This window comes from Accumulibacter sp., assembly GCF_029255125.1.
Lineage (GTDB): Bacteria > Pseudomonadota > Gammaproteobacteria > Burkholderiales > Rhodocyclaceae > Accumulibacter.
Genome location: NZ_JAPUVR010000100.1, coordinates 260920 through 275235 on the forward strand (window position 1 = coordinate 260920; position 14316 = coordinate 275235).

Consider the following 14316-nt stretch of genomic DNA (forward strand, 5'->3'; position numbering starts at 1 on the left):
TGGCCTGTTCATCCTGCGTTCAGGCGCGATGCGCTAAAAGATCAGGCGGGAAAACCGCGGAGTTGAAGATGTCGTCGAAAATCATCGTCCAGTCGCGCCGCACCCTGACAGGCTTGCTCAGCTCGCTGATGCTGACCATGTTGGGCACGGGAGTCAGCTGTGCAGCCGATAGCCCCGACCATGAGCGGGCCCGCCAAGCCGTCGAGGCGGGGGAGGTGCTCCCCTTGCGCACGATTCTTGATCGGGTCGAGCGTGACCATCCGGGGCAGGTCATGGAGGTTGAACTCGAGCGCGAAAAGGGAGAGTGGGTTTATGAAGTGAAGTTATTGCGCAAGGGGGGCGCCTTGATCAAGCTGAAGATTCTCGCTCGCGACGGGGCCATCCTCGGTTTCAAGGAAAAGAGCGACAAGCCACATCGCCAAGGAGAATCTCGCTGATGCGTATTCTGGTCGTCGAAGATGAGCTGACTTTGGCTAGCCAACTTGTCGAAGGCATCCGGTCGCTGCACTATGTCGTCGATGTCGCACACAACGGGGTCGACGGACACTTCATGGGGGAGACTGAAGCTTACGACGCGATCGTGCTCGACATTGGCCTGCCGCAGATGGATGGCATCACGGTACTAAAAAGATGGCGTGCGGCAGGGCGTACCTTGCCGGTCTTGATCCTGACCGCGCGCGATACTTGGCGAGAGAAAGTGGCCGGCATCGATGCCGGTGCAGACGACTATCTGACCAAGCCCTTTCACATGGAAGAACTGCTGGCGAGGCTCCGGGCGCTTATTCGCCGTGCCGGTGGTCATGCCAGTACCGAGCTGGTTTGTGGTCCGCTGACACTGGATACGCGCAGTAGCCGTGTGAGTGTGGATGGAACTGCCTTGACGCTGACGAGCCACGAATACCGCGTGCTGGCCTACCTGATGCATCACCCGGGTGAAATCGTCTCCCGAGCGGAGCTGACCGAACATATTTATGCTCAGGACTTCGATCGCGACTCGAATACAGTGGAGGTATTCATCGCGCGCTTGCGCAAGAAATTGCCGCCGGGCCTGATCGAGACAGTGCGCGGATTAGGCTACCGACTCAACAAAGCGCAATGAGGTTTGCTCTCTTGCGCAACTCGCTGCGTTTGCGTCTCCTGGTCGGGACGCTCGTCTGGATCGTCATTTCGATCCTGGTTGCAGGCTGGGGGCTTGGCCGACTTTTTCATCAGCACGTCGAAGCCCAGTTCGATGCGGAACTAAAGAATCATCTGGATCAACTTACGGGCCAACTGGTTCTCGATGATCAGAATGCGGTCCAGGTACGACTGGTTCCGAGTGACCCGCGCCTCAATAAACCCCTGTCCGGCCTGTATTGGCAAATAGACCGGATTGCTGCAGCGGGTGAACGACCCGTCACGGCGGTGTTGCGTTCTCGCTCACTGTGGGACGAAACATTGGTCGTGCCAGCCGATACCCCCGCGGACGGAGAAGTCCATCGGCATCGGATTGAAGGCCGGCCAGGGGTTGCTCTCAGAGTGCTGGAGCGTACCGTCACCATTGACACGCAGTCCCTGAGGTTGTTCGTTGCGGCTGATGAAAGTCTGATGACAGGACCTGTCGCCGACTTGAAAGACCATCTCTGGTTGGCATTGGGCATACTGGGAATGGGATTGACGTTCGCTGCCTCATTGCAAGTATTCGCCGGGCTTGCCCCACTGCGCAGCATGCAGGATGCCCTGGGGCGTGTCAGGAACGGGGATGCGCGAAATATGGAAGGCACCTTCCCGAGCGAGATCATGCCGCTGGTGAATGAGTTCAATACGGTGCTGGCGCAAAACGCCGAAGTGGTCGAGCGAGCTCGAACACAAGCGGGTAACCTTGCCCATGCGCTGAAAACACCGCTGAGTGTCATCGCCAATGCCGCCAATTCTTCGCAGACACGAGATGAGGACTTGGCACGTCTGGTCGCATCGCAAGTAGACACCGTGCGCAAGCACCTTGATTATCACCTCAGCCGGGCACAAGCCGCCGGATCGGGACAAGTTCCGGGCATGCGTACCGCGGTTGAACCGGTCATCCGCGGACTGGTGCGGGTGATGCATCGGGTGTATGCAGACCGCCAGATCGAAATTGTATTGTTTTCCGATCCAGCCAATCGGGTATTCCGTGGTGAAGAACAGGATTTGCAGGAAATGCTGGGGAATTTGATCGATAACGCATCGAAGTGGGCCAAATCACGGATCGAGATTCAAGTCTCTGAGGAATCCGGCAGACTTTGCGTACGGATCGATGATGACGGCAAGGGCATCGCCGAGAGCGAACGCGAGCATGTGCTGAAACGGGGTGCGCGCGCCGACGAGCAGGTACCCGGTACGGGGCTGGGGCTTGCCATAACCGCCGATTTGGCGCGAATGTACGGTGGTGATCTGGTATTGGCCAAATCTTCACTGGGCGGGCTTCAAGCCTCGTTGATACTGCCGGCGTCGTGATTCGGGCACCTTGGTCATTGGCGGACCAAGGGTGCGGTTCCTGCCTGTAGAGCATGACCACGGCGCAGGGCGAGCACTCGATCTGGACAGGTTTATCGTGTCAAACGCCTGACGCTTAGTGCACGGTGCACACCATGCAGGGGTCGAACGAGCGGACGACGTGCTGGACGCTGAGCGGTGCGCTTTCGCCGGGCTCGACGGGCAGGCCGACGAGCGCCTGTTCGAGGGCGCCGGGCACCTGCTGGGCGTCGCGCGGCGAGAAGTTCCAGGTGGTCGGGGCGATGATCTGATAGGCGACGATGCGGCCGCGCTCGATGCGCAGCCAGTGGCCGAGCGCGCCGCGTGCGGCTTCGACCAGGCCGCTGCCGCTTGCCTGGTCGGGCCGGCGCCATTGCTGGCAGAAAGGCTCGCCCGGGGTCAGTGCTTGCACCCAGTTTTCCATCACCGGGACGAGCAGGGCGACTTCCAGCAGGCGGGCGACGACGCGCGCCAGGACGCTGCCGCCGGTCGTCGCGACCAGCGCACGGATGAGCGGCTGGCCGGCGACCATCTGGCGGGCGAGCGCGCCGGTTTCGACGACTTGGCCGGCGTAGCGCGGTGCCTTGCACCAGGTGTAGGCCGTCGGTTTGTCGGTCAGTTCGCCGAGCAGCGGCCGGGTTTCGCCGTGCGCCGGGTGTTGTGCCGTATCGCCGAGCAGCCAGGCGTGCGCGACGTCTTCGCTGATCTGCTCTTCGTCGAAGGCTTGCTGGGTGCCGCGCCAGCAGACGCCGCGGGCGAACAGGTGGGGCGCTGCGCTGCTATCGGAATTGCGGATTCCATCTGGCCGCCGCGCGGCTGCGCCTGGTGCTTGCGGGTACGCGCCGTAACTGAGGAAGTTGTCGCTCGCGCGTCCGAGCCGGGCCAGCTCGAGATCGTCGGCAATGCGCAGGAAGCGCGCCAGGTCTCCGGCGCGGTCCTTGGCCCAGGCGGCGAGTTCTTCGGGGCGCCGCAGTGCGCCGACGTTTTCCAGCGAATCGGCGAAGACGACGCTGCTCAGAAAGCCGCGAAAATCGCGCAGGAGGGCGAGCAGACGGATTTTTTCGGTTGCCGTCGCGGCACGGGTCGTTCCGCCGGGCTGCAGGGCGAGGCTGTGCGGCCATTTGCCGGCGAGGTAGCCGAGGATGCGAAGCAGTTCGGCGCGTGCCGGCAGAAACTCGCGCAGGGCGTCGCCGCTGCTTGCCTTGAAGCGTTGTTCGGTGGCCGCGTGCCAGGCACGGCGGCGATACGCGGGGCGCGCGAAATCGGGCATGAAGTAGAGGTAGAAGTGCGTCAGGTGATCGGCCAGGTTTTCGCAGGCGAGGATCAGATTGCTCGCCAGGCGGCCGTTTTCCGGCGCTGCGAGGCCGCTGGCGGCGGCCAGCGCGGCGGCGGCGGCGGCCGATTGCGCCACCGAGCAGATGCCGCAGATGCGCGGAACGACGACCAGCGCGTCGAGCGGGTGGCGGGTGAGCATCAAGTGTTCGAAGCCGCGGTAGAGCGGCGAACAGACTTCCGCCGAGGCGACCCGGCCGTCGGCGACATTCAGGTGGACTTCGAGATCGCCTTCGACGCGGTTGAACGGGCCGATCGTCAGGCGGGTCATTTCTTGCCGTTCTTGCGCATGCCGGGGGCGATCAGCGGGTGGTCGGAACGCGAGTTCTCGCGCACGCGTGTCGGGGTCGCCGATTTCGACAGCGCGGCGAGGGCGACGAACCAGGCTTTCGGCATGTCCACCGGCAGACCGGTCGGGATGCCGGCGATCTTCGGCGTTTCCATGAACGGGTGGCCGGGTTCTTCGAAGGACGGTTCGGTGCAGGAGATGCAGGCAAAGCCACCGCGCAAGCACGAGCCGACGCCGTGCCAAAGGCGCACGTTGCAGTCGGCGTTCGCCTGGGTTCCCTTGCAGCCCATGTTCTCCATCAGGCAGCCGAGGTCGGAGAGTTTTTGCGCACTCGCCTTGAATTCGTAGAACTCGTTGCGCGGACAACCGTGATGAACGAGTTGTTCGGTGTAGAAGCGTGGCCGCTGCCAGGCGTCGAGGTCGCCGGCGTGCAGGGCATCGGCGGCGAGCAGGAGCAGCGTGTCGACGATCCAGCCGGGGTGCGTCGGGCAGCCGGCGACGTTGATCACCGGCAGTCCTGAGCGGGCGCGGAAATCGGCGCCGAGCAGACCGCCTTCCTGATCGCCGTCGAACTGCAGCCCGCAGGCTTCGCCGACGTTGTCGCCGCCGCAAACGATCCCGCCGTAGGCGCTGCACGTGCCGATGGCGAGGACGTGCCGGGCGTGCCCGGCAAGCTGCGCGACCCAGTCGATCAGCGGGCGGCCGGCGAGCACCTGGAAGCGCCCGCTGCCGTTCGGACCCCGCAGCAGCGCGCCTTCGACGCACAGGAGGTCGATCGGCAGGCGGGCGTCGGCGGCGGCTTGCAGCAGTTCGATCGTCTCGTTGCCGCTCGCTTCGGACAAGCCCGGGTGGGCGAGGAATTCGATGCCGCCGGCGGCCAGTTGGGCGAGTACGCCGCTGCGCGCTTCGGCGCCGAGCAGCGACTGCGTGCAGCCACCGCAACCCGCGGCTTGCAGCCAGAGGAGTTTCATCAGCGTTCCAGTCCGTAGCGCAGCAACTTGTTGCGCAGGCCGACGCGCGACAGGCCGAGGGCGCTGGCAGTGCGCGACTTGTTCCAGTGGTGGCGAATCAGCGCTTCTTTGAGGACGCGCGCTTCCAGTTCGGCCATCCGTTCCTTCAGTGCGCCGTCGGCAGCGCCCGCTTCGCGCCGCTCGTCTGCCGTCGGATCGAGCGCCGGCGTGCGCAGAATGCGCGCGGCGAGCAGTTCGGCGCCCAGACGAGGCGAGTCGGCCAGGGCGAGCATGCGCAGGATTTCGTTCTGCAGTTCGCGCACGTTGCCTGGCCAGCGGTACGCGGTCAGGCAGGCGAGGGCTTCGCTGGTAAACCCGTCGACCGGCTTGCCCAGCGCTTTGCCGCTCGCGGCGAGCAGGCGCGCGGCGAGCAGCGGGATATCTTGTGCGCGCTCGCGCAGTGCCGGGACTTGCAGGGTGACGGTCGCCAGCCGATAGTAGAGGTCTTCACGAAAGCTTCCGGCGCGAACGTCGGCTTCCAGGTCGTGGTGCGTCGCGGCGACGACGCGCACATCGACCGAATGCGGGCGCGCCGCGCCGAGCGGGCGGAACTCGCCTTCCTGCAGGACGCGCAGCAGCTTGACCTGGAAAACCGCGCTGGTATCGCCGATCTCGTCGAGGAAGATGGTGCCGCCGTCGGCTTGTTGGAAACGGCCGGTGCGGTCCTCGTAGGCGCCGGTGAAGGCGCCGCGCTTGTAGCCGAAGAGTTCGGCTTCGAGCAACTGGTCGGGCAGCGCACCGCAGTGTTCGACGACGAAGGCCTTGTCGGCGCGCCGGCTGCAGTAGTGGATGGCGCGCGCGATCATTTCCTTGCCGGTGCCCGATTCGCCGCTGATCAGCACGGACAGATCGTAGGGGGCGATCTTTTCGACCAACGCGCAGACTGCGTTGAGCGGGCTGTCGGGCGTGCGGATCAGGCTGTTCAGGCCGAAACTGCGCCGCGCGTGCTCGCTCTTCTGTTCGACGCGGCGCGCCAGCACCGGCTCGGCGGCGCGCAGTTCGACCGACAGGCGCTGGTTCTCCTGCTGCAGGCGATGGACGTTCGCTGCCGTCTGCAGGGTGAGCAGCAACTGCTCGGGCTGCCAGGGTTTGAGCAGGTACTGGTAGATTCCCGCTTCATTGACGCCGGCGATGATGTCTTCGGCGTCGGTGTAGCCGGAAAGGATGATGCGCAGCGTATCGGGCCACTGGCTGCGCACTGCTTTCAGGAACTCGACGCCGGTGGTTCCCGGCATGCGTTGATCGCAGACGATGATCTGCACCCATTCGCTTTCCATGACGCGCTGCGCCTGTTCGGCGTCGCTCGCGGTGAATACCGTGAAGTCGTCTTCCAGCGTGCGGCGCAGCGCTTCCTGCGAACGAATCTCGTCGTCGACGACGAGCACCGTTGGCGGGCGCGCTTTCGGCGTCTGGTTCACTGCGGGACGGTCCACGCGAGATCGCGGTGGACGGCCAGGTGGCGCGGCGTCCACGAGTGTGGCGCCTGGAACACGAAGTGGTAACGGGCGACGTGGTAGCTCGGGTCGAAGCCGTAGAAGTTGCGCTGCATTTCGGCGAGTTCTTCGGCGCGGTAGGCGGCGAGCGGCTTCCTGGCCTCGTCCGCTTGTCGGCGCGCGCGCTTTTCCTGCAGGCGCCGGGGCAGTTCGGGGTGAGCTGCCGCGGCGGCAGCGCGCCGCATCACTGCCTGGCGGAAGGTGGGCGCATCGGCGCTCAGGCTGGCGTCGAGAAAACCGCTCGCCACGCCCGCGGCCGAGCTCATCGGCCGGCGTTCGTGCAGCATGGCGCGCGCCGCTTCGCTCCCGACGCGCCGGGGCAGCACATAGGTCCAGAACTCAGAGCCGTAGAGGTTGCCCATGTTGCGGTAGTGCGGGTTGAGAACGATTCCGGCGCGCCCCCAGACGAGGTCGGCCGCGCGCGCCAGGAAGCAGCCGCCGGCGGCGCAGTTGCCCTGCAAGGCGGCGATCGTCAGGTGGTTCTCGCTGCGCAGGATCGCTTCGGCCAGGTCGTCGAGCGCGTTGATGTTGGCCCATGACTCGTCGGCCGGCGAGTCGGCGGCTTCGATCTGCTGCAGGTGAATGCCGTTCGACCAGAAGTCGCGGCCGCCGAAAAGAACGATGACCCGGGTCGGCCGCCGACAGGCCCAGGCGTAGGCGGCGAGCAGGCGGCGACATTGGCGCGTGCTCATCGCGCCATTGTAGAAGTTGAAGTGCAGGCAGCCGACGGCATCTGCTTCCTCGTAGCAGATGTCCTGCCAGGTGCGCCCGGCGGGCGTCAGGCCGGCCCACTGCGCATCTTCCGCGGCAGCATCGGGCGTGCTGGCAGCGCTGCCGTGCGCCGCGGCGACGAACGGCGCCTCGGGCAGCGCGGCGAGTTCTTCGCCGAAGACCTGCGCTGCCGGCAGCTTGACCGGGACCGCCGCGTCCGGGCAGCGTACGTGGCCGATCCAGACAGCTCCGTCGGCGGTGGCGCGCAGGATCGCCGTTTCGCGCCAGGCGATCACCTCGCCGGGCGGGCCGCGCAGCGTGTCCTCGGGCCAGGCGTCGTAGAGTCGGCAGGGGCGCCCGAAAAGTTCGTCGGCGACGCCCGGAAAACCGTCCGCCGCATGCAGACGGGCGAGAACCTGGGCGCTGGTTGCCGTTTGCCAGTCGATCGCCCGGTCGCTTTGGCGCATCAGCGGTCGTCGGCTGCCGCGCGGCGAGCAGACGACTTCGGCGAGCGGACACGGCGTGAAGCCGCCCTCGGCAAAACGCTCGACGGCGGCGAGTACGGCGCGGCTGGCCGCGGCGCCGACTTCCTCGCGATACACGCTGGACTTGCGTGCTGCACGCAGCGGGAAGTTTTCGCTCGCCCAGATTGGTCCACCGTCGAGTTCACCGGTTGCCTGCAGCACGCTGACGCCCCAGGTCGGCTCGCTGTTCTGGATGGCCCAGTCGAGCGCCGACGGACCCTGATCGCCAACGATTCCCGGATGCACGACGAAGCAGGTGTGCGCTTGCCAGATCGAGGCCGGGACTGCCCGCCGCAGGTAGGGCGCGATGATCAGGTGCGGACGAAACAGCGCGACGGCCTCTTCGCTCACCGCGTCGCTGATGTCGTACTCGACCGAGATCTGGTGGCCGCGCTCGGCGAGCTCGCAGTAGAGGCGCTGGCTCAGGCTGTTGAAACTGTGGCAGAGGAGAAGGATGCGCATCGCTCGGCAATCGTATCGTTCCCGGAATCTTCCTGTCCTGGCCGACGGAGGAGGGCCCGTCCGTCGTGCGGTCATCTTATGTGAGTGGCGGCGCACACGTCAAACCGGCCACCGGGTGTCCGGCTAGAGGCTTGAACGGCCGCTGCTGCGTCTTCCCGGGGCAAACGGCTGAATGGCGATGCCATACTTGCTGGCGACCTTCTGGTAAACCTCGCGTGCGGCGAGCACGCGCGGGTTGCGCATGTCCTTGCTCTGCGCCATTTCGAGGTAACGCAGACCGCGCTTGGCGAGCACCGGGTCCCAGCCTCTGCGGTCGAGCAGAGCGAAGACGGCTTTCGTCGCGTTGACCAGGAACTGCAGGTTGGGCACGCGTTCCGCCGCTTCCATCAACAGGCGTGCCGAGCCTTCCAGGTCGCCGCTGCGCGCGGCCAGGACGCCGCGATTGTTCAGTTCGACGATCTCCCTTCCGACCTCGGCGAGCAGCGCCTGACCGTCCTCCTGCTTGCCGGTCTTGGCGTAGATGTTGCCGACCAGCGTAATCACGCTGCTGTTCTCGTGGTGCTCGGCTGCCACCTGGCGGGCGATCTGGTGCGCCGCTTCGTCGTTGCCGGTGGCCAGGCAGGCGTGCGTCAGGTCGAGCGCCAGCTTCTCCGAAACCTGAGTGCTGGGGCCTTCGTCGCGCAGCGCTTCGTGCAGCACGAGCGCCTGTTCGACCGCCGCGCGCGCCTTCGCCTGGTCGCCTTCCTTGCTCGCGCAGAGGCTTTCCATGATCAGCGCGGCCAGTTCTCCCGGCCGGTTGCCGCGCCAGTTGCGGCGCATTTCGTCGGTTACCCGGCGGGCGCCTTCGGTTGCCCCGCGTTCGAGCATCACGCGCGCCAGATTGGTGTAGTCGTCGATGCTCTTCAGCGACGAACCGCGGCGCCGTTCGATGACCTTGCCGTAGGCGCGTTCGGCCGTCGTCAGATCGTTGTTGCGCGTCGCCACGTCGCCGACCAGGCGCTGCCTGAGCGAGTTGTTCGGCGAGATGGCAGCGGCTTGCTGAAGAACCTTCTGCGCCTCGCCCAGCTTGCCCAGTTCTTCGCGCACTTCGGCGAGGAAGTCGTAGGCGGCGGTGAACTCGGGATAATCGTCCACCAGTGACTGCGCGAAAACCTCCGCCTCGGCGAGTTGCTGCTGGCCGCGCAAGGCAATCGCCAGCCCCATGCGCGCCCACGGCAGCGCGCGTTGGGCGAGCACCTGCTGATAGACATTCTGGGCTTCGCCGTGCCGGCCGAGGCTATTCAGGATCTCGCCCTTGATGCGCAGCACATCGAAAAAGAACCCGCTCTCCTGGTTGCCGAGTCGTTCGCAAGCGGCCAGTGCGTTGACGAAGGCGCCGTTCTCCAGGTGCTCGTAGACCGCGGCAAAAAAAGCCTTCTTGTACAGTGCGCGGGCCAGCCTGGCGTGTAGTTCGTCGGCCGTGAAGGGCTTGATCAGATAGTCGTCGGGCGCCAGTTCGGCAATCGAAACGACGTTGTGGTAGGTGCGTTCGCCGGTGATCAGCATGAACACCGCCGATTGCGGGAGCAGGTGTTGCTGGCGCAGTTCCTCGAGCAGTTGGTGGCCGTCGCGTCCGTCTTCCAGCAGATAGTCCGAGAGAACGATGTCGAAACGATGCGTCCTGACCTGGCGCAGCACTTCAGCGGAAGTGCTGGCGTTATGCACGGCGGTGATGCCGAGCGCGGCGAGCATCAGGCGCAGCGAACTGCGCGCATTCGGGTAGCGGTCGATCAGCAGAGCCCGTTTGCGCGCCAGATCCTTGCTCAGCTTCTGCAGCAGGTCGGCGGTCGTTTCGGGAGTCTTCATCGAGCGCTACCTTACCCGACGTGCGACCGGCAGGCAAGCGCTGCGCACCTTCGTTCGCGCTGGCGGTTGACAGGCCTCTCCAGGCCTTTATAATGCGCACTCGCTTCATGCGGGAGTAGCTCAGTTGGTAGAGCGATACCTTGCCAAGGTATAGGTCGAGAGTTCGAGACTCTTCTCCCGCTCCAGATTCTCCGCCAGACCAGCGACATGCCCAGTCGCGATTCAGCAGCCCTATCCCAGGTGGTCGGCGGAGCCTGTCTTTCAAGTGAGTGCGGCGCGATAGCAAAGCGGTTATGCACCGGACTGCAAATCCGTGTAGGTGGGTTCGACTCCCGCTCGCGCCTCCAGTCAGCCAGGCAGCCAGCAGCGATCCGGCGAAGGCTGCCGGGTGCTCCCGCATCACCAAGGGCCAGCCATGAGCCAGTCATCATCCCCACCGGAAAAACGCAAGGCAGCCGTCAAACGCTCGAGTGGAGCGCCGGTCGGCAAGGCGAAGCCGGCTGCGGCCGAGACTGACGAGCCCGGGCTGGTCGATCAAGTGTGCGCGATGGCCGGCCGCTTGCTCGACCTGAGTGCGGCAAGTGGGGTCGCCGGGCGCACGCTGCAGACCGCTGGCAAGGTCTCGCGCGCCTTGCGCGACGGTCAGCCGCTGGAAGCGGCGGGCGAGGTGCTGAAGGCGGTTCTGCCCAGCGTGCCGCAATCTGCCGCCTGGGTGAAGACGGGCGCGCTGCTGCGCTCGACGCGCGAGGCGGCGGGAATGACGATCGCCGAAGTCGGCGCGGCGATCAGGCTCGACGACCCGTCGCTGATCGAGGCGCTCGAGAATGGCCGGATGGCGCTCTCGTTCGAAGTGATTCTGCGCCTGGCAGCGGTTTTTGGCCGCAACGATCCGATCGGTTTCGTCATGCGCTTGACGCGCAGTTCAAACCCCGATCTGTGGGAGAGTCTGGAAGCGCTTGGTGTCGGCAAGCTGATTCTGCAGACAGTGCGCGAACACCAGTTCGTCAATGTGTACCGCAGCAGCGATGATGCGCGCAGCCTGAGCGACGAGGAATTTGCCGAGATCCTGAGCTTTACCCAGGCGGCATTCGCCATGGCGATGGCCATGCGCGCCCGCCATCTGGCGCAGGGCGGGCAAGCCAAGACGCGCGCGGCGGATTGATCGGGCGCCGCGCGCGCCGCTCGATCACCGCTGAATGGCTGCTCAATCGCCGCAGAACGGGTTGGTCCGCCGTTCCACGCCAATCGTCGAGATGGGCCCGTGCCCGGGAATGAACACCACGTCGTCGCCCAGCGGCCACAGGCGCGTGCGGATCGACGTGATCAGCGTGTCGTAATCGCCTTTCGGGAAATCGGTACGGCCGATCGAGCCCTGAAAAAGCACGTCGCCGACGATCGCCAGACGACTGCGCTGGTCAAAGAAGACGACGTGCCCGGGCGTATGCCCAGGGCAGTGCAGAACGGCCAGCGTGACCTCGCCGAAAGTCACCTCGTCGTCCTGCTCCAGCCAGCGGTCGGGGGTGAATGCGCGCGCGCTGGCCAGACCGAACATCCGGCTTTGTTGCGGCATTCCATCAATCCAGAAGCGGTCTTCGCGTTGCGGTCCTTCGATCGGCAGCGACAGACGGTTGGCGAGTTCGGCGACCGCGCCGGCATGATCGACGTGCCCGTGTGTGACCAGGATCTTCTCCAGCGTGACGCCCTTGGCCTCGACTGTGCGCAGTATGCGCGAGACGTCGCCGCCCGGATCGACCAGCGCTGCACGCTGCGTCTTCTCGCACCAGAGGAGGCTGCAGTTCTGCTCGAAAGGCGTGACCGGGATGATCTGGTATTTCATGGCTTGGCGGGTCGCCGGCGGCGGCGTGAGGGAGCGAGCGCGCAGTATAGCAGAGCGGCGATTTCCCCCAGCCATTCGGCGGTTTGCCGACGGTCGACCGGTGACCGGGCCGGCGGCTGCCGGTCGGTCACCGGCACCCGAGAACGCGGCGAGGCGTTTGTCGGGCGGCGGTCGTTGGTCTACTTCAGCGCGCTGAGCGGCGCTCCGAAGTTGATGTGAAAGACCTGGCCGTCGATGACCATTGCCGGCACCGACTGTACGCCGAGGGCTTCGGCTTCGCCGACGCGGCTGGCGTTTTCGCCGAGGTGGACGACCTCGACCTGAAAGCGCGCCGGATCGAGGGAGCCGGCAAACTGCTGTTCGGCCGAAACGCAGACCGGGCAACCGGCGTGGAAGAAGATGGCTTGGCTCATGATGAACTCCTTTGGCAAGGTGACGCGAGAGTGGGCAGACGAGTGCGGCTTCGTCGATGATGCATCGAGTCGATGTATCATCGACGATAGCGCGGCTCGTGTCCACTTGTCAAGCAGTGCTTCGAGGCGATACATTACGCGGATGATTCCGGCCACTTTCGTTTTCGAGCGCCTGGCCGCGCTGATCCATCAACTGGTGCGCGAGGATGCCGCCCGTCACGGCCTGCTTCCGGTGCACTTGCAGGTGTTGAGCTATCTGGCCCAGGCCAATCGCTACAGCGACCTGCCGATCGCCGTTGCCGACTATCTGGGGATCACGCGCGGCACCGTTTCGCAGACCTTGAGCGTGCTCGAACGGCGTGGCCTGATCGTCCGCGAAGCCGATTCCCGGCACGGCAAGCGCATTCATCTGGTGCTTACCGCGGCCGGCGAGGCCATCCTCGCAGCGAGCTGGCCGCGCCGTGTCGATCAGGCCTTGCTCGCCGCCGGCAGCGACCCGGAGGTCTTCGCCGAGGATCTGCGGCGTGTTCTGGCGGCGCTGCAGAGGCTCAATCGCTACCGCGTCTTCGGCCAGTGCCGGCAGTGCGCGCACTTCATCGACACCGGCGACGGGTATCGCTGCGGACTGACCGGCGAGACGCTAAGCGGTGAGCAGACGATCCGGGTGTGCCGCGAGTGGTCGGCGCCGGACGCCGACGAGCCATCGACTTCACCCGGGGGGAGCATTGATCCGACCGTCGCAACGAACTGCCGCTAGCCGCACGTACCGCCGCGTCCGCTGGCCAGCCGCGCGCCGATTGGCTGACGATTCCCGCCAGCACCTGCCGTGAACACGCACTGCTTTCGTCCGAGCCACCTTTCACGATGAAACTCAGGGTTGCCACGTACAACATTCATAAGGGCGTGACCGGCATTCGCGGTCGGCCGCGCATCGCCGACGTGCGCCAGGCGCTGGACGCGATCGACGCCGACGTCGTCTTCCTGCAGGAGGTGCAGGACCGCAACGAGCGGCTGGCTCGCCATCCCGACCAGCCGCGGGGAACGCAGCTCAATTTCCTCGCCGGCAGCGGGTATCAGCACAGCGCCTACGGCATGAACGCGGCCTATCCGCACGGTCACCACGGCAATGCGATTCTTTCCCGACATCGAATCGTCACCTCGAGCAACCATGACATTTCCGATCACCAGCTCGAGAAACGCGGTCTGCTGCACGCCGTAATGCGCTGCGGCCGCGGCCGCGGGTGTGCGGTCCATCTGATCTGCGTACACCTTGGTCTGATCAAGCGCAGCCGCTTGCGTCAGGGGGCCTATCTCGCCGATTTCGTCGAGCGCGAGGTTCCGGCGACGGCGCCGCTGATCATTGGCGGCGACTTCAACGATTGGCAGCAACGCGTGCACGAGATTCTGCACGAACGCCTAGGCGTCGCTGAAGTCGGCGCGTCGGCACCCGTCGCATCATCGCGGCCGAGCCTGCTCGACCGCCTGCTGGCGTGGCGCTCGGATGGTCGGATGCCGGCTGGCGTGGCCCGCACGTTTCCGAGTTTCGCTCCCTGGCTGACGCTGGACCGGATCTACGTGCGTGGCTTTCGCGTGCTCGACACGCACGTTCCACAAGGCTTGGCCTGGGCGCGTTGCTCCGATCATGCGCCGCTGATCGCCGAACTCGAGATGCTCGACGAAAGGCGGCTTGCGCCGAGCGGCAAGGGGGCGCGTGCGTCGGCCGCGGGCTGAGCGTGTGGCTGGTGCACGGGCTGTTGGCGCACGACGTGCCTGCTCGTGCCTCGCGCTACCTGAGCGATTTCGGTATAGTCCTCAGCCGCCCATGTCCAACACGAATTCCTGCTACAGGCGAAACGCAAATGTCCGATCAAGCCAAGCTGACTGACGCCGAAGCGCGGGCGGCGCTTCTC

The 14316-nt window shown here is 65.5% G+C and carries 13 protein-coding genes and 2 tRNA genes; 8 read left to right on the forward strand and 7 right to left on the reverse strand.

Annotated features, from left to right (window positions below):
- Positions 1–128 precede the first annotated feature (128 nt).
- The 3 genes from Q1L59_RS09515 to Q1L59_RS09525 are packed head-to-tail and all read left to right on the forward strand — an operon-like array spanning position 129 to position 2472.
- Positions 129–437 carry a PepSY domain-containing protein gene (locus tag Q1L59_RS09515; protein WP_300331536.1) on the forward strand — a complete coding sequence of 103 codons (309 nt, stop codon included), beginning with the start codon at positions 129–131 and terminating at the stop codon, positions 435–437.
- Positions 437–1099: a response regulator transcription factor gene (locus Q1L59_RS09520; RefSeq protein ID WP_300331372.1), complete on the forward strand. Its 663-nt coding sequence runs from the start codon at positions 437–439 to the stop codon at positions 1097–1099. Before Q1L59_RS09515 ends, Q1L59_RS09520 begins: the two co-directional genes overlap by 1 nt.
- Positions 1100–1110: 11 nt before the next feature.
- Positions 1111–2472 carry a sensor histidine kinase gene (locus Q1L59_RS09525; RefSeq protein WP_300331375.1) on the forward strand — a complete coding sequence of 454 codons (1362 nt, stop codon included), beginning with the start codon at positions 1111–1113 and terminating at the stop codon, positions 2470–2472.
- Positions 2473–2587: 115 nt separating this feature from the next.
- Here Q1L59_RS09525 and Q1L59_RS09530 read toward each other — a convergent pair whose 3' ends face one another.
- The 5 genes from Q1L59_RS09530 to Q1L59_RS09550 all read right to left on the reverse strand — a co-directional run bounded on the left by Q1L59_RS09530 (position 2588) and on the right by Q1L59_RS09550 (position 10156).
- Positions 2588–4093, reverse strand: coding sequence for a nickel-dependent hydrogenase large subunit (locus Q1L59_RS09530; RefSeq protein WP_300331378.1), 1506 nt, complete (start codon positions 4091–4093; stop codon positions 2588–2590).
- Entirely contained in the window at positions 4090–5082 is a 993-nt protein-coding gene (locus tag Q1L59_RS09535; RefSeq protein ID WP_300331381.1) for a HupU protein, read from the reverse strand. The genes Q1L59_RS09530 and Q1L59_RS09535 overlap by 4 nt, the downstream gene beginning before the upstream one ends.
- Complete coding sequence (locus Q1L59_RS09540; protein ID WP_300331384.1) at positions 5082–6539, reverse strand: sigma-54 dependent transcriptional regulator; 1458 nt, start codon at positions 6537–6539, stop codon at positions 5082–5084. The genes Q1L59_RS09535 and Q1L59_RS09540 overlap by 1 nt, the downstream gene beginning before the upstream one ends.
- Complete coding sequence (locus Q1L59_RS09545; protein ID WP_300331387.1) at positions 6536–8311, reverse strand: hydrogenase maturation protein; 1776 nt, start codon at positions 8309–8311, stop codon at positions 6536–6538. Before Q1L59_RS09545 ends, Q1L59_RS09540 begins: the two co-directional genes overlap by 4 nt.
- A 123-nt stretch (positions 8312–8434) precedes the next feature.
- Complete coding sequence (locus tag Q1L59_RS09550) at positions 8435–10156, reverse strand: response regulator (RefSeq protein ID WP_300331390.1); 1722 nt, start codon at positions 10154–10156, stop codon at positions 8435–8437.
- Between the two features lie 109 nt (positions 10157–10265).
- On the opposite strand from Q1L59_RS09550, the gene Q1L59_RS09555 reads away from it, so the two are divergent.
- From Q1L59_RS09555 to Q1L59_RS09565, 3 genes are all read left to right on the forward strand, one after another.
- Positions 10266–10341 (forward strand) — tRNA-Gly (locus Q1L59_RS09555).
- 88 nt (positions 10342–10429) lie between these two features.
- Positions 10430–10503: transfer RNA gene (locus tag Q1L59_RS09560), tRNA-Cys, on the forward strand.
- A gap of 68 nt (positions 10504–10571) precedes the next feature.
- Positions 10572–11318, forward strand: a complete 747-nt coding sequence (locus Q1L59_RS09565) for a helix-turn-helix transcriptional regulator (protein ID WP_300331393.1) — start codon at positions 10572–10574, stop codon at positions 11316–11318.
- Positions 11319–11360: 42 nt separating this feature from the next.
- Here Q1L59_RS09565 and Q1L59_RS09570 read toward each other — a convergent pair whose 3' ends face one another.
- Both Q1L59_RS09570 and Q1L59_RS09575 read right to left on the reverse strand, forming a co-directional pair.
- Complete coding sequence (locus Q1L59_RS09570) at positions 11361–11993, reverse strand: MBL fold metallo-hydrolase (RefSeq protein ID WP_300331395.1); 633 nt, start codon at positions 11991–11993, stop codon at positions 11361–11363.
- 179 nt (positions 11994–12172) lie between these two features.
- On the reverse strand, positions 12173–12406 hold the full coding sequence (locus Q1L59_RS09575; protein WP_300331398.1) for a thioredoxin family protein: 234 nt from the start codon (positions 12404–12406) through the stop codon (positions 12173–12175).
- Between the two features lie 142 nt (positions 12407–12548).
- On the opposite strand from Q1L59_RS09575, the gene Q1L59_RS09580 reads away from it, so the two are divergent.
- Complete coding sequence (locus Q1L59_RS09580) at positions 12549–13163, forward strand: MarR family winged helix-turn-helix transcriptional regulator (protein WP_300331401.1); 615 nt, start codon at positions 12549–12551, stop codon at positions 13161–13163.
- Positions 13164–13270: 107 nt separating this feature from the next.
- Positions 13271–14137: an endonuclease/exonuclease/phosphatase family protein gene (locus tag Q1L59_RS09585; protein WP_300331404.1), complete on the forward strand. Its 867-nt coding sequence runs from the start codon at positions 13271–13273 to the stop codon at positions 14135–14137.
- Positions 14138–14316 lie beyond the last annotated feature (179 nt).